General features: G+C 57.5%; 20 protein-coding genes and 1 tRNA gene. 10 read left to right on the top strand and 11 right to left on the bottom strand.

Annotated elements, in window-relative coordinates; genetic code table 11:
* The first annotated feature begins 31 nt into the window (after positions 1-31).
* Positions 32-973, top strand: a complete 942-nt coding sequence (locus tag SKA53_RS04115) for an MBL fold metallo-hydrolase (protein ID WP_007204798.1) — start codon at positions 32-34, stop codon at positions 971-973.
* A gap of 58 nt (positions 974-1,031) precedes the next feature.
* Positions 1,032-1,106, top strand: a tRNA-Asn gene (locus SKA53_RS04110).
* Between the two features lie 772 nt (positions 1,107-1,878).
* Here the strand turns inward: SKA53_RS04110 and SKA53_RS04105 are convergent.
* Positions 1,879-2,742: a helix-turn-helix domain-containing protein gene (locus SKA53_RS04105; protein ID WP_081440114.1), complete on the bottom strand. Its 864-nt coding sequence runs from the start codon at positions 2,740-2,742 to the stop codon at positions 1,879-1,881.
* 993 nt (positions 2,743-3,735) lie between these two features.
* Here SKA53_RS04105 and SKA53_RS04100 point away from each other — a divergent pair.
* The gene (locus SKA53_RS04100) at positions 3,736-6,666 is read left to right on the top strand and encodes a beta strand repeat-containing protein (RefSeq protein WP_207327917.1); all 2,931 of its coding nucleotides are present in this window, start codon (positions 3,736-3,738) and stop codon (positions 6,664-6,666) included.
* A gap of 96 nt (positions 6,667-6,762) precedes the next feature.
* On the opposite strand, the gene SKA53_RS04095 is transcribed toward SKA53_RS04100, so the two are convergent.
* Positions 6,763-7,857: a CaiB/BaiF CoA transferase family protein gene (locus SKA53_RS04095; protein WP_040483116.1), complete on the bottom strand. Its 1,095-nt coding sequence runs from the start codon at positions 7,855-7,857 to the stop codon at positions 6,763-6,765.
* Positions 7,858-7,881: 24 nt separating this feature from the next.
* A complete protein-coding gene (locus tag SKA53_RS04090) occupies positions 7,882-9,090 on the bottom strand; it encodes an acyl-CoA dehydrogenase (RefSeq protein WP_007204794.1) in 1,209 nt (402 codons plus the stop codon).
* A gap of 93 nt (positions 9,091-9,183) precedes the next feature.
* On the opposite strand from SKA53_RS04090, the gene SKA53_RS04085 reads away from it, so the two are divergent.
* Positions 9,184-10,083 (top strand): LysR family transcriptional regulator, encoded by a 900-nt coding sequence (locus SKA53_RS04085; RefSeq protein ID WP_007204793.1) that lies wholly within the window; start codon positions 9,184-9,186, stop codon positions 10,081-10,083.
* Positions 10,084-10,092: 9 nt separating this feature from the next.
* On the opposite strand, the gene SKA53_RS04080 is transcribed toward SKA53_RS04085, so the two are convergent.
* Genes SKA53_RS04080 through SKA53_RS04055 form a run of 6 tightly spaced genes read right to left on the bottom strand, consistent with a single transcriptional unit; the run spans position 10,093 to position 15,786 of the window.
* On the bottom strand, positions 10,093-11,400 hold the full coding sequence (locus SKA53_RS04080; protein ID WP_007204792.1) for a TRAP transporter large permease: 1,308 nt from the start codon (positions 11,398-11,400) through the stop codon (positions 10,093-10,095).
* A complete protein-coding gene (locus tag SKA53_RS04075; protein WP_007204791.1) occupies positions 11,400-11,906 on the bottom strand; it encodes a TRAP transporter small permease in 507 nt (168 codons plus the stop codon). The genes SKA53_RS04080 and SKA53_RS04075 overlap by 1 nt, the downstream gene beginning before the upstream one ends.
* Before the next feature lie 54 nt (positions 11,907-11,960).
* Positions 11,961-12,959 carry a TRAP transporter substrate-binding protein DctP gene (gene dctP / locus SKA53_RS04070; protein WP_007204790.1) on the bottom strand — a complete coding sequence of 333 codons (999 nt, stop codon included), beginning with the start codon at positions 12,957-12,959 and terminating at the stop codon, positions 11,961-11,963.
* Between the two features lie 48 nt (positions 12,960-13,007).
* Complete coding sequence (leuD, locus tag SKA53_RS04065; protein ID WP_007204789.1) at positions 13,008-13,595, bottom strand: 3-isopropylmalate dehydratase small subunit; 588 nt, start codon at positions 13,593-13,595, stop codon at positions 13,008-13,010.
* Positions 13,592-14,974, bottom strand: a complete 1,383-nt coding sequence (gene leuC, locus SKA53_RS04060) for a 3-isopropylmalate dehydratase large subunit (protein ID WP_007204788.1) — start codon at positions 14,972-14,974, stop codon at positions 13,592-13,594. The genes leuD and leuC overlap by 4 nt, the downstream gene beginning before the upstream one ends.
* A complete protein-coding gene (locus SKA53_RS04055) occupies positions 14,971-15,786 on the bottom strand; it encodes a GntR family transcriptional regulator (RefSeq protein WP_007204787.1) in 816 nt (271 codons plus the stop codon). Before SKA53_RS04055 ends, leuC begins: the two co-directional genes overlap by 4 nt.
* Before the next feature lie 140 nt (positions 15,787-15,926).
* On the opposite strand from SKA53_RS04055, the gene SKA53_RS04050 reads away from it, so the two are divergent.
* The 6 genes from SKA53_RS04050 to SKA53_RS04025 are packed head-to-tail and all read left to right on the top strand — an operon-like array spanning position 15,927 to position 23,105.
* Positions 15,927-16,496 carry a tautomerase family protein gene (locus SKA53_RS04050; RefSeq protein WP_007204786.1) on the top strand — a complete coding sequence of 190 codons (570 nt, stop codon included), beginning with the start codon at positions 15,927-15,929 and terminating at the stop codon, positions 16,494-16,496.
* On the top strand, positions 16,493-18,190 hold the full coding sequence (locus tag SKA53_RS04045) for a hydantoinase B/oxoprolinase family protein (protein ID WP_007204785.1): 1,698 nt from the start codon (positions 16,493-16,495) through the stop codon (positions 18,188-18,190). The genes SKA53_RS04050 and SKA53_RS04045 overlap by 4 nt, the downstream gene beginning before the upstream one ends.
* The gene (locus tag SKA53_RS04040; protein ID WP_007204784.1) at positions 18,187-20,259 is read left to right on the top strand and encodes a hydantoinase/oxoprolinase family protein; all 2,073 of its coding nucleotides are present in this window, start codon (positions 18,187-18,189) and stop codon (positions 20,257-20,259) included. Before SKA53_RS04045 ends, SKA53_RS04040 begins: the two co-directional genes overlap by 4 nt.
* Positions 20,256-20,858, top strand: coding sequence for a cysteine hydrolase family protein (locus SKA53_RS04035; protein ID WP_007204783.1), 603 nt, complete (start codon positions 20,256-20,258; stop codon positions 20,856-20,858). Before SKA53_RS04040 ends, SKA53_RS04035 begins: the two co-directional genes overlap by 4 nt.
* The gene (locus SKA53_RS04030) at positions 20,855-21,715 is read left to right on the top strand and encodes an isocitrate lyase/PEP mutase family protein (RefSeq protein ID WP_007204782.1); all 861 of its coding nucleotides are present in this window, start codon (positions 20,855-20,857) and stop codon (positions 21,713-21,715) included. Before SKA53_RS04035 ends, SKA53_RS04030 begins: the two co-directional genes overlap by 4 nt.
* Entirely contained in the window at positions 21,702-23,105 is a 1,404-nt protein-coding gene (locus SKA53_RS04025; protein ID WP_007204781.1) for an FAD-dependent oxidoreductase, read from the top strand. Before SKA53_RS04030 ends, SKA53_RS04025 begins: the two co-directional genes overlap by 14 nt.
* A gap of 115 nt (positions 23,106-23,220) precedes the next feature.
* Here the strand turns inward: SKA53_RS04025 and SKA53_RS04020 are convergent, their stop codons facing one another.
* Positions 23,221-25,476 carry a TRAP transporter permease gene (locus tag SKA53_RS04020; protein ID WP_007204780.1) on the bottom strand — a complete coding sequence of 752 codons (2,256 nt, stop codon included), beginning with the start codon at positions 25,474-25,476 and terminating at the stop codon, positions 23,221-23,223.
* Positions 25,477-25,579: 103 nt separating this feature from the next.
* Positions 25,580-26,557, bottom strand: a complete 978-nt coding sequence (locus tag SKA53_RS04015) for a TAXI family TRAP transporter solute-binding subunit (protein ID WP_007204779.1) — start codon at positions 26,555-26,557, stop codon at positions 25,580-25,582.
* Positions 26,558-26,693: the final 136 nt, after the last annotated feature.

Below are 26,693 nucleotides of genomic sequence, written 5' to 3'. Positions count from 1 at the left end.
TATCGGGCATTGATCCCGCCGGAAAGTCCCGATGACACAGACCGCCGCAGAATTTGCGCCGCAGCCGGGGGCGGTTCTGGCTTTGCGCGATGATCTGGCGCTGGTGCTGGCGCCCAACCCGTCGGCCATGACGGGACCGGGGACCAATACCTATCTGCTGGGCCATGACCGGATTGTCGTGATCGACCCCGGCCCCGCGATCCCTGCGCATCTGGACGCGGTGCTGCAGGCCATCGGTGGACGCGTGGTTGATCATATCCTTGTCACGCATAGCCATCTGGATCATAGCGCGCTGGCCCCTGCCCTTGCCGCCGCAACCGGTGCTGCGATCTGCGGCTTTGGTGGGCCGGCAGCGGGGCGCAGTGCAGTGATGTCCATGCTTGCTGCGCGCGGGCTGACCGGCGGCGGGGAAGGTATCGACCCCGATTTCGCGCCCGACCGGACGCTGGCCGATGGTGATGGGTTGCACGGCGATTGGGGCCGGATAACGGCGATCCACACACCTGGCCATATCGGCAATCATTTATGCTTTGCATGGGGTGATGTGTTGTTTTCGGGCGATCATGTCATGGGTTGGGCCAGCTCTCTCGTCTCGCCGCCCGATGGCGATCTGACCGATTTCATGGCCTCCTGCCTCAAGCTGCAAGGCGTGCCAGCCACCTGTTTGTATCCCGGCCATGGCGCGCCTGTCCTCGACCCGCAGGCGCGGCTGGCGTGGCTGATCGGTCATCGTTTGCAGCGCGAGGCGCAGATTCTGGCGGCCCTTGCCGCCGGTCCTGCAACAGCGCGGGATGTGACCGCATTTGTCTATGAAGATCTGTCGCCGCTTCTGGCCAAAGCTGCCGAACGCAACGTGCTGGCGCATTTGATCGACCTGCATGGCAAAAGCATCGTTGCCGCCACGCCCGGTATTTGCGAAGGGGCCGTTTTCCACCTGCATCCAGGTGGTTTGCCCCCCGTAACAGGAATTTGAAAAACCGGCCAAATCGCTCTGGACGGGGCGGAATCACATTGCTATACGCACCGCATGTTCCGACGTAGCTCAGCGGTAGAGCAGTTGACTGTTAATCAATTGGTCGTAGGTTCGATCCCTACCGTCGGAGCCAAAAACCCCATATCATCAAGGTTTTAGGCAAGATCCCCGCAAGGGGTTTGCTTGCTGTTTTTGGGTGTGTCATCTGATTTGTCAGAGAAAATGTGCTGACACAGCTTTGCGCTACGGCCATCACACAAGCCTGCCGGTGGCTGCTTTGCTGGTCCGGCTACCGGGCGCAACAATAGTCGATCAGCTCAAAGCTTCAGCGCGGCGCGGATCATGCAGCCAGCGCCGCGATGCAAAGCATATGCGGATCGTCTATAAAGGCCGTGTCTGATTTTGGGCGCAAAACCTAAAATAGCGGCATGATCTTTGACCTCACCGGCACGACTAACTGCCAGTCAAAAGCCTCACCTGCTTCGAGCGTGCAAAGTAAAGTCCAGATGCCCAATGCGACGGCCAGCACTTTATTGAATAATGGCTCCGCAGTTTCCGCCTACGTGGGCAGCAATTGGGCGGATGTCGCCCCGCAGCACTACTGCTTGGGCTGAAATTATGGCTCTTTTCAATGGCGCATATTTTCGTTTGCTTGGTATTATTGGTTTCCCCTCCCGGCTTGATCGAAGTGAAGGCGGACCCGACGCATCTGCATCGGTGCCGACAATAGCAAGATCGAGTTTGGGCAATAGGCGGGCGAATGGAGTGCGTTCATCTCGTGCCAGGGCCACGGCGGGATGTGCCACTTGCAATCACATCTGCATCGCACAGGCGAATGACCCGCGCCGATGTTGAGCTGGCGCCGTAAAGTCGTGAACAGAAATGATCCGAACTATTTTAGGCTTTCAAACCTTTTGGATATCGGTTTGCGGGAGTGTATTCTGCTCCACCCAGTGCAGGAAATCGGTCGCAAGGCGGTGAATTGTGTTTAAACTGGCCTGCACCCCCAAAATGGTGGGTACGCTTTCGATCTGAATATTGTACTTAAAGAACTCCTGAACCAGAAAAGAATTTCCAATTAGAAAGCAAGGACTTACTCTAAAATCTCGATGACTGAATACCTTGATTTGCCAACTTGGAAACTGTTCATGGCATGCATCAACAAGGCTGTTCATCTGCTGATCAGACACCTTTTTTGACAATCCGGCATAAATGCCGCGTAGGTGTATAAGGTCCAGTAATGTTTCCTCTGATATCAATATAACCCCGTTCAACGTCGGGCTAATCATCAAACGTATTTTTTCGATATATGTCCGATTATCACTTTTCGGGTTTGCATGATCTTCAAAAGAAAATATCTCATCAGTCTTGAGAGCATCTGGCAGCGTGTTGGGCACATAATAGATAAACTCGCCCGTAGCGGCGGCGATCTTGCTTAGTGTTTCTTTCAATTGGTTATCATCAACCATGGCAAGGCTGATGTTGACAATGTCCGAAACTGAATTGCGCTGCTCGCTTGCAGACGTCATCGGAAAGAATGCACCTGGTTCACAATCCAGTGCTTGCGCTAGTCGCATCAGGTTAGCCGTATTTGGAAGCGCAGGGTCATCTCTCATATATCCTGATAAAACCGAACGGCTGATACCGCTCGATCTGGCCAATTGCGATAAAGAGATATTTTTCTTTAATATTTGGCTGCGTAGTCGGGCATGAAACGCGAAACGAAGCTGCTCGATAAGTTGGGTTCCGCTAATTTCTGAATTCTTCATAAAACCCTCAATATTTCATTCATAAATTTCAGCAAAAGAAAGTATCGTAAATAAAATTACCTCAATTATGAGTAGAATAAAAAATGTGAATCAATTTTGAGCTATTACTTTATTTCCTTTGTCGGCGAGCAGGGCATTGCCGGAAACCAGATCGAATGTGACGGTTTATCGGTCACTTTTCCACATCTGCGCGGTTTTGTTACCACAAATGCTGATGGAGGCCGGGCAATCAGGAATTCTGATTTATCTGTCTTAATAACCGATCGGTGTTTCTAAATTAACTGCCTTTCCAAGGCTTTCACACCGTCTGTATATAACGAGGTTCTACACCATGATCAGCATAGCAACCAAAGTTGACCGCGTCAGGCCCTGCCAGGGAACAAGCAAAGGCAGATCCTAATGTGCATTTAAAATAAAACGGAAAAGACATATCGCATCATTTTAATGCGATGTGGCTGACGTTCTAACAGCCAGATTTACACTATTCAGCATTTTTTCTGCGTTTGCAAGGGTGGCTTGCTGCGAGCGCTGATTGCGGGTGTTGCCGATATAAAATCTATCCCCCTGGCCGCCGCGTGATGGGCAGCGCGGTGCTGAACAAAACGTGCTGACATTCCAGCACGTCGTTGATGCACGCGGCAGTCAGTTTGGTCCGATAATAACAGCAAAAAAATTTAAAGACCGAAAGTTATCATGAGAAACGACGCGAAAATTTATGTAACCGACACAGCGATATCCAAGGCCAAGGTGGCAAACAATGCGTCCGCGCAAGCGCGGGTCCACGCGGTGCTGAAATCCAATGTTGTCAAAAAGACAGCCAAGGGGTCATCGCTGGCGGTATCAACTCTGCTACTGGCTGCATGTGGTGAGGATGATGATGCGTCGGCGCAGAGCGGAGGAGCAAGCCTCATTATATCCCGCGCGGACGGTGTTTATTCGGCAACCTCGGTGGATGGTTTTGTCCTTCCAAGCGCAGCAGTCGCGACATTGAGCGTGGCGGACGCCGCGAATAATGCTTACAGCATTCTGCTCGACGCTGATGGCGCGGGGATCTTGGAGTTTAAATTCACAGACGCCAATGACGTGGTCACGCTGCAGGCTGGCAGTACGATTGACGACTTTGGAACTTTGAAAGTAACGTCCGGCACCCTTGATGCGACGTTGGCGAGCATCACAGGTGTGACCCGCGTCGAAGTTGCCTCTGGCGTAAAGCTGACGCTGGTACAGGTGCGCGAAATCCCCGTTCTTGTGAGCAATGACGTGACAGGCCGGATCGAGATTGTCGTGAACTCGATTGCAGAAGCAACAGAGCTGGCGACCTTGGTGCAGAACCAGACGATACAGTTCTTTGGCGCTGCTGGGAATATCACCGTGACTGCTGCCGCAGGCGCATCTGTCACGACTGACCAAATTACTGCTCAGATGTCGATTGTGACATCGAATGTGCGCCCCGCAAGCGAAGCCCCGGCCGCATCATCGGGTGAAACTGATACGGGTGCGGGCGTTGCCGCTGGCGCGCGTCCGGCAACTGATACTGGCGATGCAGGTAGTGGTGCTGCCAGTGGCGGCGGTACTGGCGTTACTGATGGGGGCGGCACCGCTGATCCGGGCTTTCGTTTGATCGCGCAGTCAAGCCAGGTTTTCAAGCTTGCCGAAGGTTATGGAGATGTCGCCATGACGATGCAGGACGGTGTTCTGCGTTTCACAACGGCTGCATCCAATAGCGTCACCGCGGTCAACACTGACGTATCGGGCATTCAGGTCGACGGTCTGACGCTCACCGCCTCTGCGGACGTATTGAGCAGCATGGCGGTGACGGGCGCTGGTCATCTGATCATGACCGGTCTTGCCGAGGACACTGTGGTTACCGGTCTTGGTGTAACGGGCGTCACAACGCTTGCCGGTGTAGCCTGTGCAGATCAAATTGCCCAGATTGCCGCTGGTAACGCAAATGGAACCATCGTCGGTACGGACCTCACCGCCATCAATGGAACAGCGGCAAACGTCGTCCAAGCGCTCGCTGCTTTTAATACGGCGCCGGCGGCTTTCACTGCTGAATTGAGAGATGCTGACGGGGTGGCTGTCACGGTCACGGATTTGTCGGCGATTGGCGCAGCCACGACTGGCACGGTGACAGTCGCGAACGCTGTCGTAATCACCGGGAGTGAATCGCAAGTCACAGCTGCGCTGGTCACCGATGGAACCAAGGTTACTGCACAGGCAGCGACGATTGCGGTAACTGGCACGACCACTGCGCATGGCTTGAACGCAATTGCTGCCGCGACAAGCGGTGTCGTGACCGCGACGATCACTGGGACGGCGGCTGCGTTGAACGCGGCCGATGGTGGCCTGACGACGCTGGTGACTGATGCGATTACAATCACTCTGGATGCAGGCGTCGCTGCGGCGACCGATTTGACGGGTCTTGCCGCGAAAACCCGGATCGCGGTTGATGCGAACGAGGTGACCGCAATCAGCGGGACCGGCGCCGAGCTTGTGGCCGTTATTGCGGCAAATATTGCGAGCGAAAGCACTCTCGCAATTAATGGCAATTACACCGTGACGCTGACAGCAGGCGGAGCGGCTGCAACGCTGGCACAGCTCATCGCCATCAACAATGCGACGTCGGGCATGATCACGCTAGGGGCCAATACCACGGCCGGTGCTTTGAGCGGGTCTGCATCCGACCTGACAGCGGCTTTGGCTGGCTTTGCGGCGAACACTTTGTCTGGCGACCTAGACATCACGGGTGATGCCATTTCCATCGCCGATTTCACGCTGATCGGACCAGCCACAAGCGGTGTGGTGACCTACACGCTGGCTGACGGTCAGCAGGCGCTTGGCGCGCAGAACTTGGCCGATGTTGCGGGTTTTGTGGCAATCGTTGCGGGATCGGCCAATTTCGGCTCAACAGATGTGACCGTGTCGCTGAGCGACACCGCCATGACGATTGCACAGATCACGGCACTCGTTGGGACTGGCCTGACGCTGGGCAATCTCAGCTATACGCTGGCTGACGGTCAGCAGGCGCTTGGCGCGCAAGACCTGGCCGATGTTGCCGGCCTTGTGGCAATCGTTGCGGGATCGGCCAATTTCGGCTCAACAGATGTGACCGTGTCGCTGAGCGGCACGGCCACGACGATTGCACAGATCACGGCACTGGTTGGGACTGGTCTGACGCTGGGCAATCTCAGCTATACGCTGGCTGCGGGAAACGTAGAGCAGAGCGTGAATGGCACATTCACGGGCGGTGCCGCCAGCTATATTGTCACGGCCGACGCTGGCAATGACACAATCACCGGCGGTTCGGGTACCAACATCATCCTAGCTGGCGCCGGTAACGACACCATTACGAGCGGTACTGGTGATGACATCATTATGGGCGGCGCCGGTAACGACACCATCACCGCCGGTGCTGGCAACGACACAATCATGGGCGGTGCTGACGACGACACAATCACGGCTGGTGCGGGCAACGACATAATCACAAGCGGGAGCGGCGCTGACACCGTTACACCCGGAACCGGTCTAGATACCATTGTCTACACTGATGTGGCAAACGAAGCCCGTGACATCATCACCAACTTCACCACGATTGCTGATGGCGCGGCTTTTGGTGCTGGCACGGACAAATTGCAATTCTCGGCTGCAGACTTGGCGAGTGTTGCAGGCTTTGTTGCTTATTCTGCTGGTGGCGTGAGCCTTGACATCGACGGTGATGCTGCCGGGTCTGTGCTTGTGGCATTTGTCTCTGGCACGGGGGCTCAGTCGGCAACCGCAGCTCAGGCGGCATTTCTGTTCAACCAGACAACGGGCGACTTGAGCTTTGACGCCGACGGTACAGGTGATGGCGCGGCGATTGTGATTGCCACATTGACGGGTGTCGTGGATTTGGCAACGGCTGACTTTACATTTATCGCCTAGGTGGTCGATCCGATGGCTTGATGGTGCGATCTTATCTCAGGAATGGAGGGCAGCATTATGGGACAAGTTCGTCATGGGAGCGCCACCCGAAAATCGCTATTCGGGGACGCTGCGATCCAATGTCAGGGTTGCGTCTGAAAAGACGATCGGCGTGCGCACGCCCTTCACGCCTTGGGGGTCAACGACAAGACCGCGTGCCTTGGCGTGGGCGCTTGACAGGTTATCGCCCACCGAATTGATCGGCCCTGCGGGGACATTTTGCGCCGAAAAGGCCGTAAGCAGATCACCCGATTGCCGCGCCAAGGCGGCCTTTGCCAAGATCGGCAACAGATCGTCGCGGTGTTTGACGCGCAGTTGATTTGTCACAAACCGCGGGTCTTGCCCGATTGCGCCCAAGCCCAGCACATCGCAGCAGCGCCGGAATTGGCCGTCATTGCCCACCGCCAGAATGATATGCCCATCGGCAGTTTCAAAAACATCATAAGGGCAGATATTGGGATGCGCATTGCCCATGCGCGTGGGCGATTGCCCCGACACCAGATAATTCATGTTTTGATTGGCCAAAAGCGCTGTGGCACAATCCAGCAAGGACATATCAATATGCTGGCCTTTGCCTGTCGTGTGGCGTTGTTCGACCGCAGCCAGAATACCGATCGTGCCATAAAGCCCTGTCACAATATCGGTGACAGCCACACCCACCTTTTGCGGCGGACCATCCGGCGCGCCTGTCACCGACATCAGCCCCGACATGCCTTGCAACAAAAAATCATATCCGGGCAGATGCGCCAAAGGCCCTGTTTGCCCAAAGCCCGTGACCGAACAATAGATCAAGCGCGGGTTCAGCGCGCAAAGACTGGCATAATCCAACCCGTATTGCGCAAGCCCGCCAACCTTGAAATTCTCGATAAAAATATCGGCATCCATCACCAGCGCTTTGACGGCGGCGATGCCTTCGGGCGTTTTGAGATCAGCGCGCAGGCCGATTTTCCCGCGATTGCAGCTGTAAAAATACGCCGCCGTCTGTTGGCCGTTTTGGTCCACAAACGGCGGCCCCCAAGTGCGGGTATCGTCGCCACCGGGGCTTTCGACTTTTGTCACCTCGGCGCCAAGATCAGCCAGCGTCTGCCCGATCCATGGCCCCGCAAGGATACGGGCCAATTCAACAACTTTCAGCCCGTGCAATGGTGACATCATAGATTTCCTGACGCGCCGGTTTTAGAAAAACGCCTGTAGGCCCGTGATCGCGCGCCCGATGATCAGGGCGTGAACATCATGGGTGCCTTCATAGGTATTCACGGTTTCAAGGTTCACCATATGGCGCATGATCTGGTATTCTTCAGAAATGCCGTTGCCGCCATGCATGTCGCGTGACATGCGCGCAATATCGAGCGCTTTGCCGCAATTGTTGCGCTTGATGATCGAAATCATTTCAGGCGCGGCTTGGGCTTCGTCCAGCAAACGCCCCACCCGCAGGCTGGCTTGCAGGCCCAGGCTGATTTCGGTCAACATGTTTGCCAGCTTGACCTGTTGCAACTGTGTTTGCGCCAAAGGTTTGCCAAATTGCTTGCGGTCAAGCCCGTATTGGCGGGCCGCATGCATGCAAAACTCAGCCGCGCCCAGAACACCCCAGCTGATCCCGTAACGCGCACGGTTCAAACAGCCAAACGGCCCTTTCAACCCTTCGACATTTGGCAGCAACGCGTCTTCGCCGACTTCGACACCGTCCATGACGATTTCACCAGTGATACTGGCGCGCAGCGATAATTTGCCACCCACCTTTGGGGCAGACAGACCCTTCATGCCCTTTTCCAGCACAAAGCCACGAATCTTGCCGCCATGCGCCTCTGATTTCGCCCAGACCACGAAAACATCCGCAATCGGGCTGTTGGAGATCCACATTTTTGCGCCCGAAATCATATAGCCGGTGGCAGTTTTTTTCGCCGTTGTTTTCATCGCGGATGGATCACTGCCGGCATCCGGTTCGGTCAGACCAAAACACCCGATCCATTCCCCAGACGCAAGTTTGGGCAGATATTTCTGGCGCTGTTCTTCGGAACCGTAGGCATAGATCGGATACATCACCAACGAACTTTGCACCGACATCATCGAGCGATAGCCGCTGTCGACACGTTCGACTTCGCGCGCGACTAGCCCATAAGACACATAAGACCCGCCCAGACCGCCGTATTCTTCGGGGATCGTCACCCCCAACAGCCCCATCGCACCCATTTCGCGAAAGATGTCCGCATCGGTTTGTTCATCGCGGTAGGCGGCGATCACCCGTGGCTGCAATTTATCCTGCGCATAGGCCTTTGCCGCGTCGCGCATCATGCGCTCTTCTTCGCTGAGCTGCGCGTCGAATGAAAATGGGTCTTCCCAATTGAACCGGTTCAGATCGGGGGCGTCTTTGGCTTTCAGCGACATTTCGGCTTCCTTTGAATTTTGCGCGACACTAGCAAGCCTGCGCGATCTTTGGTAACGATAGATATTCCACACTTGATGAGTTTCACGCATATTATGGCAAACCGGTCTAATCACACCCCCAGCATCCAAGAGTTGCGCGCATTGGTCTATTGCAGCGATCTTGGGTCTGTTTCACAGGCGGCGGATGCGCTGAACCTGACCCAAAGTGCAGTCAGCCGGTCCATTCGCACCCTCGAAGACCGTTTGGGCGTGTTGCTGTTTCACCGTGTGCGCAAACGGCTGATCCTGTCGGATGCAGGGCGCGCCTTGGTGCATGATGCCCGCGATATTCTGGCCGTGCTGGAAAGGTCGGCAAAAATGGCGATGGCCTTTGGCAAAGGCGGCGATGTCTTGCGGCTGGCGGTTCTGCCCACTTTTGCCGCGACATGGCTGATCCCGCGTTTGCCCAGCTTTTTGGATGCGCATCCTGACGTGTCGATCGATCTGGCGTCAACGCTGCATCCGATCGACTTTACCGACAGCCCGTTTGACGGCGCGATCCAGCGCGCGGCACTGGCACGCAAAGACACCGATGTCGCGCATTTGCTTGATGAACAGCTGATCATGGTTGCCGCGCCACGGCTGGTCGCGAGCGGCACTATTCTGTCAACCGCCGATCTGGCGACCTATCCGCTGATCCAATTGGCAACGCGGCCCGAATTGTGGAACGATTGGTTTATCGGTGCCGATGCCACACCGATTGAACGCACCCAAGGCCCACGGGTGCAACATTTTGACATGGTGATTTCTGCCGCACAGGCGGGGCTGGGTATTGCGCTGTTGCCGACAATTTTCGCCGAACAAGCATTGGCCAATGGCACGCTGCACAAAGTCCACCCGCGTATCTTGCAAAGCAACGCTTATTACGCCCTGATCCGTCCCAAGGCGCGCGCACAAAGTGCAACCATGGATGCTTTTGCAACGTGGCTGCAGGCTTTGGTGCAAACCACCTGAACAGCGCCGCTATAAACTGGGCAGCCACAACGCCAATTGCGGAAACAAGATCAGCAAGAAGACCAATAGCATTGAACACCCGATATACGGGAATGCTGCGGCATAAATTTCGCGCATCGTGGTGTCTTTGGGTGCGACCCCTTTCATCACGAATAACAACAACCCGAACGGCGGCGTTGTAAAACTGATTTCAAGCGCCAAAAGAATGATCAGCGCGAACCAGACCGGATCAAACCCCAGCGTCAGCGCCAGCGGAAAAAAGATCGGCACGGTCAGCAACATCATCGAGATTTGTTCCATGAACATGCCCAGCAGCAACAGCACACCAAACATCACCAACAGCATCGCAATCGGTGCCAGATCAAAGGATGTCGCCCATCGCACCAGCCCCGAACTGGCCCCCGAAAACGCCAGCAACTGGCTGAATGTCGCAGACCCGAACACGATCAGATAGGCCATCAAGCTCACGCGCAGCGCCCCGATGATCGACCGTTTGAGCGCCACCCATGTCAGGCAACGAAACACCACCGCCAGCAACAACACACCCAGCGCGCCAAAGGCGGCCGCCTCGGACGGGGTGATCAAGCCGCCCACCATGCCGAACACGATCAGCACCATGACCGACAACATCGGCAAGATATCTTTGAACAACAGCCCCAGTTTTTGCCCCAAACTGTAGGTTTCAACGTCGTAAGCAGGCGCTGCATCGGGGTCCAGCTTGGTCTGGATATAGATCGTGGCAATGTAAAAACACGCCAGAATAAGGCCCGGAATAATGCCCGCGATCAACAAGGCCCCCACATCAACCCGCGCCAGTGTCGCCAGCAACACCGCAAGCGCCGAAGGCGGAATGATAATCGCCAAGCCGCCAGTGCCAAGGATCGGACCGATCGACATTTTCTTTTTATAGCCACGCGCGGTCATTTCAGGGACCATCAGCGACCCCAACAGCGCGGTCGAGCCCATCGATGACCCTGACAGCGTCGAAAACGCCGTACCGCCCAGCACGGTGACATAGCTTAAACGCCCCGACAATCGGCCCAGCAGCTTGTCAATCGCATTGAACATTCGCGCGCCAAGGCCGGTATGAAAGAAAATCTCGCCCATCAGCAAAAACAACGGGATCGGCACCAGCGCGAAATTCGTCAAACTGCCAAAGCCATTGTTCAGCATCAAGGTGACACCGCGCGCACCACCCATAAACAGCCATGCACCAATGATATTGGCCGCCAAAAACGCCAGCGCAACCGGCATCCCGATTGCCATCAACACCAAAATAGAGCCGATCAGCAGGCCAAGCGCTTCAAACCATTCCATTATTCGTGAATTCCTGCTTCGCCAGAGTGCATCAGTTCAGTGCCAAAAACAAACCGGCCGAACTCAATCGCCATCAGCCCAAAGCTGATCGGAAAAGCCGCAGTCAGGATCCATTTGGGAAAATAATAGGCGCGCACATCCAGATCGTTTTGCGCAATATTGGTCAGCATCAATTCACCGCCCTTCCATGCCAGCAAGGCACAGACCGCGACACAAGCCGCCGCAACACTGCGGCTGACGATACGGCGCGTCGGAGCAGGCAAGGCCGCAGTGACCAATTCGATATGCACATGCCCTTTTTCACGCACCAACCACGGCGCGCCCAGCATGGTCATGTAAAGGATCGCATATTCAGACGAGGTGAACAGCCATGCAAAAGGTTGCAGCGCCAGATTGCGCATCACAACCGAGGTCACAACCGAAATCATCAGCCAGACCAGCATCGCCCCCGCGATACCCGCCATCGTGTATAACACCCACAGATAAAGCTTGTTGACCGTGTTCATTGCGCCCCCCGATATGCAGTGCGCGCCGGGGATGATCCCCGACGCGCTTTGTTTTTAGTTGGCGTAGAACAATTCGATCAGCCGATCAAAGTTGTCCGCACCTTGTGGGCTTTCTGCCATCAGCGTTTTCATGCGGTCCCATGTGCTGGACACAGCAGCCGCCAGATAGGCCTCGGCGGCTTCGCCTTCGAGGGTGACAACTTGCATGCCGGCCGCGTCAAGCGCTGCAAAATCGGAATCGCGCAATGCGCCCAGTTTTGCGGCTGATTCCGCCTCATGCGCGATGGCGACATCTTGCAGAATGGTGCGTGCCTCGTCGGACAGGCTGTTCCACTTTTCAAGGTTCACGATCACACCAAGATCGGTCGAGAAAAAGCAAGGCTCGATGCGGTAGTTCAGGAATTCGTTCCACTTCAGATCGATCAGACCGATCTGGGTCCAGCCTGTCGCATCAACCACACCGCGTTCCAGCGCGGAATAGACTTCGGTGGTTGGCAAATCGATCACCTGCGCACCCAGATAATCGGTAAAGAAGGCGTTATAAACCGCATTCCCGCGCAGCTTTAGGCCCGAAACATCCAGATTGCCGCCCGCGTCCAGTGTCGGGGCTTCACGCGTCCACAAGTTATAGCAAACGCCGGAATCAAACCAACCAAGGTATTTGACGCCCATCTTTTCTTGGTGAATTTCGTCGATCAGGGCGATCCCGCCATTTTCGCGCACTTCCGATGCAACCCTGTTTGATGTCACAAGCGCGTCTTTTTCTGGCAAAGCACCGGCATAAAAGCTGCCGGGCGTATAGACCATGTCAACCACGCCAGAGCGCACAGCATCAGGCTGTTGGAACATGCCGATCGCTTCGGGTCCGCCGCGCACTTCGATCTGGATCACGCCTTCGCCTGCAACGTTTAGCTTTTCGACGAATTCCAGAAACGATTGCGTATAGATCAGCGATTCAGGAAACGCATGAACGGCGGTGATCGTTTCTTGCGCATAGACCGAACTGGCCAGTGCTGTTGCGGCAAAGATACCGCCGAATAATGTGTGTTTCATTTGGTCTTTCTCCCTGTTGAGTGGCGCATTTACGCCTTTGGTGGTGATTTACGTGGCGGGCATTGCCCATGGATGCGCGGCAAAATGTGCTGCGCGAAACGTCGTTATCTGGTCGGAATATTGCGCGGTCATATCAATATCATCCCAGCCATTTATCAATTTCTGGCGGCGCACCGGATCAAGATCAAAGCCAATGTCTTGCCCCGCAATCGTGGCGCGCCCTGTGCCAAGATCAATCTGCGCTGCCGCGGCATTTCCCGCCATTGTGGCCACCAAAAATGCGGCCACATCATCGTCGATCTGCGCGGTCAGCAAGCCGTTGTTCACCGCATTGCCCGCAAAGATATCGCCAAAGCTGGGTGCAAAGACCGCCCTGATGCCATAATCGACCAGCGCATAAACCGCCGCTTCACGGCTGCTGCCGCTGCCAAAATTCCGCCCCGCCACCAACACTTTGGCGGCATACCGGTCCAGCGGGTGGTCGGGGTTCGCTTGGCGCGCGTCATACAGCAAAAACCCGCCATAACCCGCGCTGCGCGGCTGTGACATGAACCGCGCGGGGATCAATTGATCGGTGTCGATATTGGCCTCGGGCAGGGTAATGGCGCTGCCTGTCAGGGTTTGCCAGCCGCTCATATCCGGCCCTCGAGCAAGGGGCGCACATCGGTCAAATGTCCAGTAAGCGCGGCGGCGGCGACCATTGCAGGGCTCATCAGATGGGTGCGCGCCCCGCGCCCTTGCCGCCCTTTGAAATTACGGTTTGTCGAGGATGCGCAACGCTTGCCCGCATCAACCAGATCACCGTTCATGCCGACACACATCGAACAGCCAGCACCGGCCCATTCCAGACCGGCCTGCACGAAAATCTGCGCAAGCCCTTCGTCTTCGGCCTGTTTTTTCACCAATGCCGATCCTGGCGACACCAGACCCGGCACAACCGCCTGCCGGCCTGCCAGCACCTTGGCCGCCATGCGCAAATCTTCGATCCGGCCATTGGTGCAAGACCCGATAAAGACCTGATCAATCGCGATCTGCGTCAAGGCCATGCCTGCATCCAGCCCCATATAATCCAGCGTTGCGCCGATATCTTTGCCCCCATCAGCGCGCGGCACATGGCCGGTGATGGGCAAAGCATCCTCGGGCGATGTGCCCCAAGTCACGGTGGGGGCAATGGTGGATGCATCAATGCTGACATGGCGGTCAAAGACCGCGTCCCCATCCGAATGCAACTGCCGCCAATCTGCGACCGCTGCATCCCATGCGGCCCCCACAGGCGCAAAGGGGCGGCCCTTGAGATAGGCGAATGTCACATCATCAGGCGCGATCATGCCCATGCGCGCGCCGCCTTCGATGCTCAGGTTGCACAAGGTCATGCGCCCTTCCATGCTCAGCGCGCGCACGGCGGCACCGGCATATTCCACCGCAAACCCCTGCGCGCCATCCGCGCCCAATGCAGCGATCCAATGCAGCGCCATATCCTTGGCCGTTACCCCTGCACCCAAAGCCCCGTCAAAGGTGATTTGCAGCGTCTTTGGCCGCTTTTGCCACACCGTTTGCGTGGCAAGGATATGGGTCACTTCCGTCGCACCAACGCCAAAGGCCAGCGCCCCGAACGCGCCATGCGTCGATGTATGGCTATCGCCGCAATTGATCAGCAAACCGGGCAAGGTCAGGCCCTGTTCGGGTCCGATGACATGCACAATGCCTTGTTCGGGGTCGTGCAGATCAAACAATCTGATCCCTGCCGCGCGGGCATTATCGCCCAAAGTCTGGATCATCCGGCGAATATCAGGGGCCACATCGCCCGCACGGGTCGGCGCATAATGATCGACAACGCCAAAGGTCAATTCCGGTGCGGCCAGCGCCATATTGCGCGCCGCCAGTTTGGCAAAGCCGTGATGCGATCCTTCATGCACCAGATGCCGGTCGACCCACAGCAAAGACGTGCCATCAGCGCGGCGCAGCACTTCATGCGCATCCCACAGCTTGTCCATCAAACTGCGCGCAAGGGTCATTCTGCGGCCTCCGCACGGGTGGGGTTGACCACCGGTTCCCAATGGCGCGCATCGCCTGCGCCAACACGGCTCAGCGTCATTTGCAGCTTGAACATGTCAGGCCGGTAAAGCGCGGCCAGATATTCCACACCGCGCCCTTCGGCGTCGCGCACAACACGGTTCAGCGTCAACAGCGGCGCACCGACACTTAACCCCAGATGGCCCGCCACTTCGGGACCAGCCAATGTGGCACTGACACTTTGATCGGCGGTTTCAACCTCGACACCGGAGCGTTCAAGCAAGCGAAACAGGGGCGATGTCGCCAGTTCGGATTCCGAATAATTCCGCGCAATATGTTCCGGCACATAGGTCGTCAGATGCGAAAACGGCTGCCCGTCGATCAAGCGCAGCCGCGTTGCCGTTTGCACAAGCGCCGTTGGCGATATCCGCATCGCATTGGCCACCGCGGCAGGCGGCACGCCATAGCTGAACGACAACAACCGCGCGGTTGTTTCATGGCCCATCTGCACCAGCTGCGGCATCAACGTTGAAAAATCCGCCGACATCTTGGGCTTTTGCTGCGGGGTGCGCACCCGTGTGCCAGCCCCTGCGCGGCGGTCAATCAGCCCTTCGGCCTCTAATGCATCCAAAGCGCGGCGCAGCGTCACCCGCGAGACACCCAATTCCACACAAAGCCGCTGTTCTGCGGGCAGTGCCGCGCCATCGGGGTATGTCCCGCGCGTAATCCCATCAAGCAACTGCAAATACACCCGACGCGCTTTACCCCCCTCTGGAAGGCTTTTTGCGGCTGTATCGACAGGCTTTGCACACATTGCTGATTGGTCCCTCTTCGTGCCGAGCCTAGCGACGATTTCTACAAATGCAAGAAACCTGTACGCATTTCATGATTATATTTGTTCTGTTCAGATAGTCGTATCTGTATTATAAAAATACAGGTTTGAGGGAGGATGGCATGCCAATAATCGAACTTCATATCCTTGAAGGATATAGTGACGATGACAAAACCCGTTTGGGCCAAGCCCTGACAGATGCGGTGCGAATCGTTGTGCCAGCGACACCCGACGCTGTCACCGTGATGATCCACGAGATGCCGCGCGCCGATTACATGCGCGGGCGCACCCACCGCACCCCTGCCCCTGCACAGCCCGACCAGATCAGCATCGTACGCCAGTTTCTGACTGCGATGGAAATGCGTGATCTCGACGCCGCGCGCGGCTTTCTTGGTGTCGATTTCACCATGACCTTTCCGGGCAACAAACAGATGCACAAGCTTGAGGATCTGGTCGCCTGGGCCGCACCGCGTTACCGCTTTGTGACCAAAACCTATGCCGGATTTGAAGCACTGCAATCAGCGGACGCCCATGCCGTTGTGTATTGCCACGGCACGCTGAGCGGGGAATGGCCCGATGGGACCGCCTTTGCGGGCATCCGTTTCATCGACCGGTTTGAGGTCACAAACGGGCTGCTAACGCGCCAAGACGTCTGGAACGATATATCCGAGCATAAGGCAAAGACGACATGACCACAGATATTGATCCCATCACATTGGCCGTGCTGGCAGGCCGGATGGAACAAATTGCCGATGAAATGGACGCGACCCTGTTTCGCGCCGCCTTTAACCCGATCATCGCAGAAGCCCATGACGCAAGCCATGGCCTGTATCACGCGGTATCGGGTGACACTTTGGTGCAAGGTAAATCGGGCCTGCCGATCTTTGTCGGCGTCATGAGCTTTGCAGTCAAAGCCGTGATCGACAAAGCCGCCGAAAATGGCGATCTGGCCGATGGTGATATCTATATCTTTAACGATGCCCATCTGGGCGGCACACACCTCAGCGATATGCGCCTTGTGCGGCCTTATTATTACGACGGCAAATTGTTCTGCTATCTGGCGTCGGTGGGTCACTGGCATGATGTCGGCGGCGCTGTTCCGGGCAATTACAACCCCGCTGCTACCGATGCGTTTCAAGAAGCGTTCATTCTGCCGCCCGTGCGCTTGGCCAAGGCTGGTGTGGTCCAGACTGATATTATCGACATTTTGATGCGCAATACACGCCTGCCGCAATCGGCGCAGGGTGATTTGAATGGCCAGCTGGGCGCGCTTGATCTTGGTGTGCGCCGGATGGATGAATTGCTGGCCGAATATGGCGCAGCCACCGTGCGCGCAGCCTTGGACGCGCTGCAAAACAGCGCCGAAACCTTGATGCGCGCCGAATTGACCGCGCTGCCCGACGGGCGTTGGACCGCAACCGATTACCTTGATAATGACGGTATCACCGACACACCGCTGCCAATCACCGTGACGCTTGAAATTTCGGGCGATACGATGACGCTTGATTTTGAAGGCACAGCGCCGCGTTGTGCAGGGCCAGTGAATATTGCCCTGCCCACAGCAGTGGCCACCGCCTATGTGGCGATCAAGCATATCTTTCCCGCGCTGCCCGCAAACGCAGGCGTGATGCGCCCGATTACGGTGAAAATACCGCAAGGATCGCTGTTATCTGCGCCCTTCCCCGCGCCCGTTGGCGGTTATACCGAAACGATTTTGCGCATGATCGACGTGATCTTTACCGCCGCCGCCGGTGCCGCCCCTGACCGCGTGGTGGCGAATGCCTATGGCACGATCAACGCGCTGTCGATTTCCGGCACCCGCGATAACGGCAAACCTTGGGTCATGTTCAGCTTTTACGGCGGCGGCCATGGCGGATCATTGGACGGCGACGGGCTGAACCACGGCAATGCGCCGATTTCGACAGCAACAATCCCGCCAATGGAAATCCTCGAAGCCGCCTATCCGGTGATGTTCAAACAATGGGCCTTGCGCCCTGATAGCGCGGGCGTTGGCACCCATCGCGGCGGCCTTGGCGCGATCTATGAAATCGAAGTCCTCGAAGGTAATGGCGCAAAGGCGTTCTTGTTTGGCGAACGCGGCCGTCATGCCCCTGCCGGTGTGGCCGGTGGCGGTGATGCGGCGCTGAATGTGTTTCATTATGAACAAGACGATGGCTGGCACAGCCCGCCCATGGCGTCAAAAATGGTCGGTATCCAACTGAAAAAAGGTCAATCCGTGCGTTTGGAAACACCCGGTGGTGGCGGCTATGGCCCTGCATCGCAGCGCACGCCCGCTGCCGTGGCGCGCGATGTCGCTGCCGGATTGGTCAGCGCAGAAAAAGCGGACGCAGCCTATGGGACCGCATGGCGAGAGGTGACCCAATGACCAAGACACCCACCCATAAAATGATCGGCGTCGATGTCGGCGGCACATTCACCGATATCTTTGTGCTGGACGAAGCAAGCGGGCTGGCCGAAGTCGCCAAAGTGCCAACCTCGCGCCCCGATCAATCCGCAGGGTTCCTGAGCGGGATTGGCGCGCGCGTGGACGATCTGGCCACAGTGTCTGTGGTTGTGCATGGCACGACGGCAGGCACAAATGCGCTGCTGGAACGCAAAGGTGCCAAGATCGGCGTCATCACCACCACCGGTCTGCGCGATGTTTTGGAAATGCGCCGCCGTGACCGTCCGCGCACATGGGGTTTGCGCGGCGATTTCACCCCCATCGTTGACCGCGCCCACCGCCTTGAAGTGCCTGAACGCACGCTGGCGGATGGCACGATCCGTGTGCCGGTTGATCTGGATGCGGTCAGGGCCGCCGCGCAACAGCTGCTTGATGACGGCTGCATCGCTGTTGCCGTGCTTTTTGCCAATGCCTATGCCAACCCCGAAAATGAAACGCTGGCCGTGGCTGCGGTGCGCGACATCTGGCCCAATGCGCATGTGTCTTGTTCGTCCGAGATTTTACCCGAAATCCGCGAATTCGAACGTTTTTCAACCACCGCCCTGAATGCCTATCTGCAACCCGAAGTGTCGGGCTATCTGGCGCGCCTTGAAACCGCGCTCAAAAGCAGCGGCTTTGCTGGCGAATTCCTGATCGTGCAGTCAAACGGCGGCGTGATGGATGTGGACACCGCGACCAGATTGCCGGTGCGCACCGCGCTGTCAGGTCCGGCGGCGGGTGTGGTCGCCGCAGGCTATATCGCGCAGGCGGCGGGTTTTCCCGATGTGATTACCGGCGATATGGGCGGCACGTCTTTTGACGTATCACTGATCGCGCAAGGCCAAAGCATGCTAAGCCAGCAAACCGCGATTGATTTTGGCATGGTCGTGCGCTCACCCATGATCGAGATCACGACAATTGGCGCAGGCGGCGGATCAATCGCTTGGGTGGATAAAGGCGGCTTGCTCAATATCGGCCCCGAAAGCGCAGGCTCCACCCCCGGACCTGTGGCTTATGGCCAAGGCAATACCCGCCCCACCGTCACTGACGCCAATGTCGTGTTGGGCCGGATTGATCCTGATAACCCGATTGGTGGCAAGCTGACGCGCCTTGATGTCGATGCCGCAAAGGCAGCGATTGCCGAACATGTCGGCAAACCACTTGGCCTTGACGCGCTGACCGCCGCCGAGGCGATCTTGCGCGTTGCCAATAGCCGTATGGCGGGCGCACTGCGGTTGGTCTCGGTTGAACGCGGCTTTGATCCCAAACACTTTGCTTTTATGCCCTTTGGAGGCGGTGGGGCCTTACATGCCGGCGCGATGCTACACGAGGTCGGATTGGCCCGCGCCATCGTGCCGCGTTACCCCGGTGTGACATCGGCCATGGGCTGTGTCATCGCCGACATGCGTCAGGATTTCGTGCAAACGCTGAACGCGATGCTGGACGGGATCGATATTGCCGCTGTCACCGCCCATATGCAGCGCCATGTGACCGATGGGCTTGCGATGCTGGACGCGTCACGCACGACATTTCAAGCCCGCGAGACATCATTCACCCTCGATATGGCGTATCTGGGCCAGACCCATACGGTCAGCGTGCCACTGGCGGTCACCGTGCAAGATGGTGTCGTGATAGCATCCACCCAAGCCGCGATTGGCGATGCCTTTGATGCCGCGTATCGCGCGACCTATGGGCGTTTGCTTGCCGGTGGTGTGCGGCGCGTGATCAATCTGCGCTCGGCGGTAACAGGTAAGCGTCCGCGCTTTGATCTGTCCACGCTGGCCCCCAAAGACGGATCTGTCGCCGAAGCTTTGCGCGGCACGCGGCAGGTCTATTTCGGCGGGCAATGGCACGAAACCCAGATTTACGCCCGCCTTGCGCTGCCAATTGGGGCGGTCATTTCCGGCCCCGCCATTTTGGAACAGCCCGACACCACAGTCTTGATTGAACCAGACCTGACAGGCACGGTGGATCAGTTCGGCAATACCTTGATCGAAAGGAAAACCCCATGAACCCGCAGCGCACCGCCCTGTTAACGATTGATTTGCAGAACGATTTTTTGCACCCCAAAGGTGCCTATGGCCGCGCGGGCCAAACAGCCGAAGCCATCACCGCCCTGCCTGCACGGATTGCGCCCTTGCGCGACGCGCTTGTCGCAGCGGGTGGCATTTATATTTCGGCGCAATTCACCTTGGTCCCCGGGCGCGACGGCGCGCCGCTGATTTCGGCCCATTTGCAAAAGTTGCGGCCTTTTTTGACCAAAGGCGATTTTACCCCCGGTAGTTTTGGCCACGATCTGGTCGAGACGCTGAAACCAGCCGATTTCACCATTGAAAAGGTCGCCTATTCCGCCTTTTACCAGACGCGGCTGGAATATATCTTGCGCGCCATGCAGATCGAAACCTTGATCGTGGGCGGTATTGTCACAAATGGCGGCGTGGCCAGCACGCTGCGCGATGCCCATCTGCGCGACATTCACACAGTGATGCTGTCGGATGGTTGTGCGGCATTCAACAGTGACGTGCATGACGCCACGCTGGTGTCGCTTGGCACGGTGACGCGCATTCTGACCTGCGCCCAAGCCACAGCCGAAATCGGAGCCCCCCAATGACCCTGCGCGCGCGCCTAAGCCAGCCGGACATCCTGATCGCACCAGGCGTCTATGACGGGCTGACCGCCGCCATCGCAACAGATGCCGGTTTCGAGGCGCTGTATCTGTCGGGCGCTGCCGTTGCCTATACCCGCTTGGGCCGCCCCGATATCGGGCTAAGCACCGCCAGCGAAATGGCCGACACCATGGCCTTGATCGCGGATCGCACCGATTTGCCGGTCATCATGGATGCCGATACCGGTTTCGGGAACGCGCTGAATGCGCGCCGCACGATCTTGACCTATGAACGCGCAGGTGCTGCCGCCGTTCAGGTCGAAGACCAGACCTATCCCAAACGCTGCGGGCATCTGTCGGATAAATCCCTGATCTCGGCGGCAGAAATGGCGGGGAAAATCGCGGCCATGGCCGATGCGCGCCGCCATGATACGCTGATCATCGCCCGCACCGATGCCATCGCCGTTGAAGGCATTGACGCCGCGATTGACCGTGCGGGTCGCTATATTGATGCAGGGGCCGATGTCTTGTTCATCGAAGCCCCGCGCAATCATGCCGAATTGGGCCATATCGCCACCACATTCAAAGGTCAGGTCCCATTGCTGGCCAATATGGTCGAAGGCGGTGCCACGCCGATTTCTTCTGCACAGGCCTTGCAGGATCTAGGCTTTGATATCGTCATCTTTCCCGGCGGTATTGTGCGGTCCTTGGCGCGCACCGCCCATGATTATTACCGCAGCCTGAAAGATGCCGGATCAAACACACCCTTTGCCGACCGGATGTATGATTTTGACGGGCTGAACGCCGTGCTTGGCACGCCCGATATGCTGGCGATGGGAAAACGCTTTGATGGCACATCCTGATATCGCAGCGCCGCTGGCGGAATACGACATCGACGTCGGCACGCTGGTGATCGGGGCCGGTGCTGCGGGGATGATCGCCGCCTTGCGCGCGCATGAAGCAGGCCAAGACGTGCTTGTGATCGAGGCAGACGCTTTGCCGTCAGGTTCAACCGCGCTGAGCGCCGGTTTGATCCCCGCCGCCGGAACACAGCTGCAACAACAGGCAGGGATCGCCGATGACGCCCGCCTGTTCGCCCAAGACATCCAGAAAAAGGCGCATGGCGAAAACGCCCAAGCGCTGGTCGATGTGCTGACGCAAAATGCTGCATCCGTCATTGACTGGCTTTGCCACACCCACGGCCTGCCGTTTTCGGTGGTCACTGATTTCGACTATCCCGGACATGCGCGCCGCCGGATGCATGGCCTGCCCAGCAGATCGGGCGAAGAACTGGTCAACGCCCTGCGCGGGCGGATCGAACATCTTGGCATCCCGCTGATCTGCGAACGCCGCGCAGTCACGCTTTATGCGCAAGGCGCGCGGATGTCTGGCGCCCAAGTCATGCGCCCCGATGGCGCAACCGAAACGATTGGCGCACAGCGGATCATTCTGGCCTGTAACGGCTTTGGCGGCAATCGCGCGATGGTCAGCCGCTACATGCCCGAGATCGACAAGGGCCTGTGGTTTGGCCATGACGGCAATAACGGCGATGCGATTTTATGGGGCGAACAGCTTGGCGCGGCCACCCAGCATTTGGGCGCGTATCAAGGCCACGGCAATGTCGCCCATCCACATGGTATTTTGATCACATGGGCGGTCATTACCGAAGGCGGATTTCAAGTTAACAAGACCGGCCAGCGCTTTTGGAACGAAGCGCAGGGCTATTCCGAAGCCGCGCGCGCCGTCTTGGGCCAAGATGGCGGCTATGCATGGTCGATCTTTGACGCCCGTATTGCAAACATCGCCCGCCAGTTTGCCGATTTCAAAAATGCCGAAAGCCAAGGCGCGGTGATCTGGGCCGATACATTGGATGCGCTTGACGCAAAATGCGGCTTTGCCAAAGGCAGCCTTGCCCACGCCAACGCCACACGCCCTGCACAGGGCCAAGATACCTTTGGGCGCACATGGTCGGGCCAAACGCTTTGCGGTCCGTTTTGCGCCGTCAAAGTTACCGGCGCGTTGTTCCACACCCAAGGCGGCTTGGACATCGACCCCGAAACCGCACGCGTCAAAACAACATCGGGCGCATTGTTTGAAAACCTATATGCGACAGGCGGGGCTGCGGTGGGCGTATCAGGCACATCCGACAGCGGCTATTTGTCAGGCAACGGGCTGCTTGCAGCAAGTGTTCTGGGCAGTATCGCAGGCGCTGGCAACTCAGCTTCTGTCGCGATCTGTGGGCAAATACCTTAACCACAAACCAAGGGGACGCGGCTGATTGTCCTGTCTGGCGTGGCATCACGCCAACCGCCAGCTTGATCGTCATGCCAAATAAAAAGGGCGCGGCAATCCGCGCCCTTTTGATGGGTCAGTCCGCCCGGCCCTGCACAAGCGGTGTCTTGCTGTCAGGTCCGAACGTGCGGTTGATCAAGATCAGGCCAACCGCAATGCCAAGGCCCAAGATGTCCGTCAACAACCCTCCCGAGATCATGAACAAGGACGCGACCAATAGACCGACCCTGGTCAGCGGCCCTGCAGCTTTGCCCCAAAGCCAAGCCTGCACAGCAGCAGCCAGAAAGTACACCCCGACCAGCGCCGTCGTCAGCGCCTGCAGGATTTCCAGCCATGGGGCATTCATCAACAAGGCGCCGTTGTAAAAGAACATGAACGGCACGATGAACGCCGCCAACCCGATCTTGAACGACGCAAAGGATGTGGCCATCGGGTCTGCCCCGGAAATGCCTGCGGCGGCATAGCTGGCAAGTGCCACGGGTGGTGTGATGGCCGAGACAACGGCAAAGTAGAACACAAAGAAATGCGCCGTCAGCGGGTCAATCCCCAGCCGGATCAGGCCCGGTGCCACCACCGAGGCCGCAACCGCATAGGCCGCTGTCGTCGGCATCCCCATCCCCAAAAGGATCGCGATCACCATGGCAAAGAACATCGCCAGCAACTGACTGACGCCTGCAAGGCCCAGCAGCAGGTTGGAAAACCGCGCGCCGACCCCTGTCAACGAAATCACCCCAACGATAATGCCGGCACATGCGCAGACCGCGATGATCTGGATCGACATGCTGCCCGCGATCTGGAACGCATAGGCAACCGACCGCACCCCCATCCGGTAAGGTGTCAGCCAGCTAACCACCGCCGCCGCCGCCGTGGCATAAGTGCCCGCACGGATCACCGAATACCCCGCGAACAACGCCGCGATCAGGATGATGATCGGCAAGAACAGGAACACCTGTTTCATCATCGCTTTGACCTTGGGCAATTCCTCTGCCCGCATGCCCGTCATGCCGATGCGCGCGGCTGACAGATCGACCATGAAATAGACCGATGCGAAATACAGGATCGACGGGATGATCGCCGCGATGGCGATTTCCTGATAGGGAATGCCCGTGATCTCGGCCATGATAAAGGCCCCTGCCCCCATGATCGGCGGCATGATCTGTCCGCCGGTCGATGCCGCAGCCTCGATCGCGCCGGATGTCTTTTTATCATATCCGACCTTGTGCATCAGCGGGATCGTCAGGCTGCCGGTGGCCACGACATTGCCCGCGGACGTGCCATTGATCATACCCATCAGCCCCGAGGCGAAGATGGCCACTTTGGCAGGCCCGCCGCGCTGCCGGCCGGTCAGGGCGAAGGCAAAGTTGATGAAATATTCACCCACCTTGGACGCCTGCAAAAACGCCGCAAAGATAATGAACAGAATGATATAGGTCGAGGATACAGAGGTCGTCTGGCCCAGAATGCCGACATCGGTGTAAACTTGGCTAAAAAACCGCTGCAACGCGATCTGTGGCGAATTCAGCACGCCAGGTGCCAGATGCCCCAGCCAGACATAGATCAGGAAAATCCCCGCGATGATCGGCAGCGCCAACCCCGTTACCCGCCGTGTCAATTCCAGGATCAGCGCTGTGCCTGCGATCCCCGCCAGTGATATGCCCAATGGCGCAAAGGATGTGCCGGTCGTGGCCCGTATCGGTGTGTTGTAAATCGTGACGAGATAGCTGGCCACCGCCAGTGCCGCGACAACCAACACCAAATCGGCAGGATTGACCCGCGTGCGCGGGCGCTGATGCACCCAAGACAGCGCAATCGCGCCAAAGGTCGCCCCGATCAACGGGATACCGAACAGCCAGCGTTCGTTGAACTGGATCGTCGGGTCCATCCCGTTCCAAGATGTGCCAGCCGCGATCAAGCTTTGGAACCAGAAGGTCACGCCCAATGAAAACAAGGCCGGGATCATCAGCGCATAGGCCAGATAGCTGAACAACCGGTCACGGCCCGTGCCGGTCCGCTCGCTAAAGGACGTACCCGAAAACATCAAGAACCCAAGCGCCGTGGCCCCCGCGATATGCACGGTCCGGTAAGTCCAGGATTCCATCGGAAGACGCGGCAGGAACGGCAGGTTGACCACCCCGCCTGTCATGTCGCGGATCGATAGGCCGTTCAGTGCGGCAATATGAAAAAACGCATAGATCGCAAGCGCGGCAGCCATGGCCCAACGCACCCAGCCTTCGTAAAGGCGGCGGTTGTATTCAATGACTTCTTCGTCCGCACCTTCGGCAACCAGCGGGCCGGTGTCATCATCAAATTTCGAAATATCGGCCTTGGCCATTACCCAGTTTCCCTCATGAAATTCGGGGCAAGGCCCCGGCATGGCAGGCACAACGCCTGTCAAATTAGGGCCGGTGCTGTTTGCGCCGGCCCTGATGTGTTTATTACTTGATCATGTCCGCAGAAATGGTTGCACCGTTTTCGGTGAACCAACGTGCAGCACCGGGGTGCCAAGGGATGACCGTGTTTTTATCCCAGTTTTCGAATACGGTCGTTGCCGCTGACGAATGGATCTGCATCATCCGTGCGTTGTCTTCCATGATGACCCGCGTTGCTTCGTAGACAAAGCTTTCGGGCAGATCACAATTGACGATGGCAAAGTTCCACATCGACACCGCACGCGCGGGTTCGGTCAGGCTGGCATAGGTGCCGGCCGGAATGTCGAAATTCGACACAGGGAACAGCGAGGTCATCAGCGCCTGTTCTTCGGCGGTGAATTCGATGATGTTGACATCGTTGGACGCCTCAAGCTCGGCAACCTGAGGGATCGGCACACCGGCGGCAAAGCCGATAACGTCGATCAAGCCATCTTGCAACTGGCCGCCCAGATCGTTCCAGCCCCCGTTGCGACGCTCGTACTCGATGCCAAGCGCAGTCATCATTTCAGGGAAGTAGGTATCGCCAGTCGAGCCAGCTGGGCCAAAGCCGATGCGCGATCCTGCAGGGATCTCGCTCAGCGCGGTGATGCCGGAACTGGACAGAGCCACTGCATGGAACGGTGTTTCATACATCGGGAAATGCGCGCAGACATTGGTCATTTCCAGACCGGGTGCCAGCGGGCTTTTGCCCTGGATGCTGACCTGTGCCGGGCCCATCGTGGTCATGCCCATCGCGGCTTCACCGGTGTGGACCAATGCCATGTTCTGCATGGGTCCGCCGGTGACTTCGGCGCCGCCGGTCACGCCCAGCTCTTCGGAAATCAGGTTGGCATAGCCCGAACCATAGACGAAAAACGTGCCGCCCTGCGATGCGGTACCAACGGTAAAGCTGGTGGGCCAGTCCGTGCGGTCAACCTCTTGTGCCAATGCTGGCAAGGCCGCCACAAGTGCGATGGCAGATGTGCCAAGAATAGATTTGATCATCGAATTCCTCCCGGATGATAAGACAAAGATGCCGCATGTCGTACAAACGACACCCGTCAGCGTTTCGTCGTGCGAAAATAGCGGTCCGGACCGTGCTGTCAAACGGTTAAGCGTCGAAAGCGACGCTTTGTCAAAT

Origin of the sequence: Yoonia vestfoldensis SKA53 (assembly GCF_000152785.1) — a bacterium.
Taxonomy (GTDB): Bacteria; Pseudomonadota; Alphaproteobacteria; order Rhodobacterales; family Rhodobacteraceae; genus Yoonia; species Yoonia vestfoldensis_A.
The sequence above is the reverse complement of the archived record's forward strand: the minus strand, read 5'-3'. Positions and strand labels throughout refer to the sequence as shown.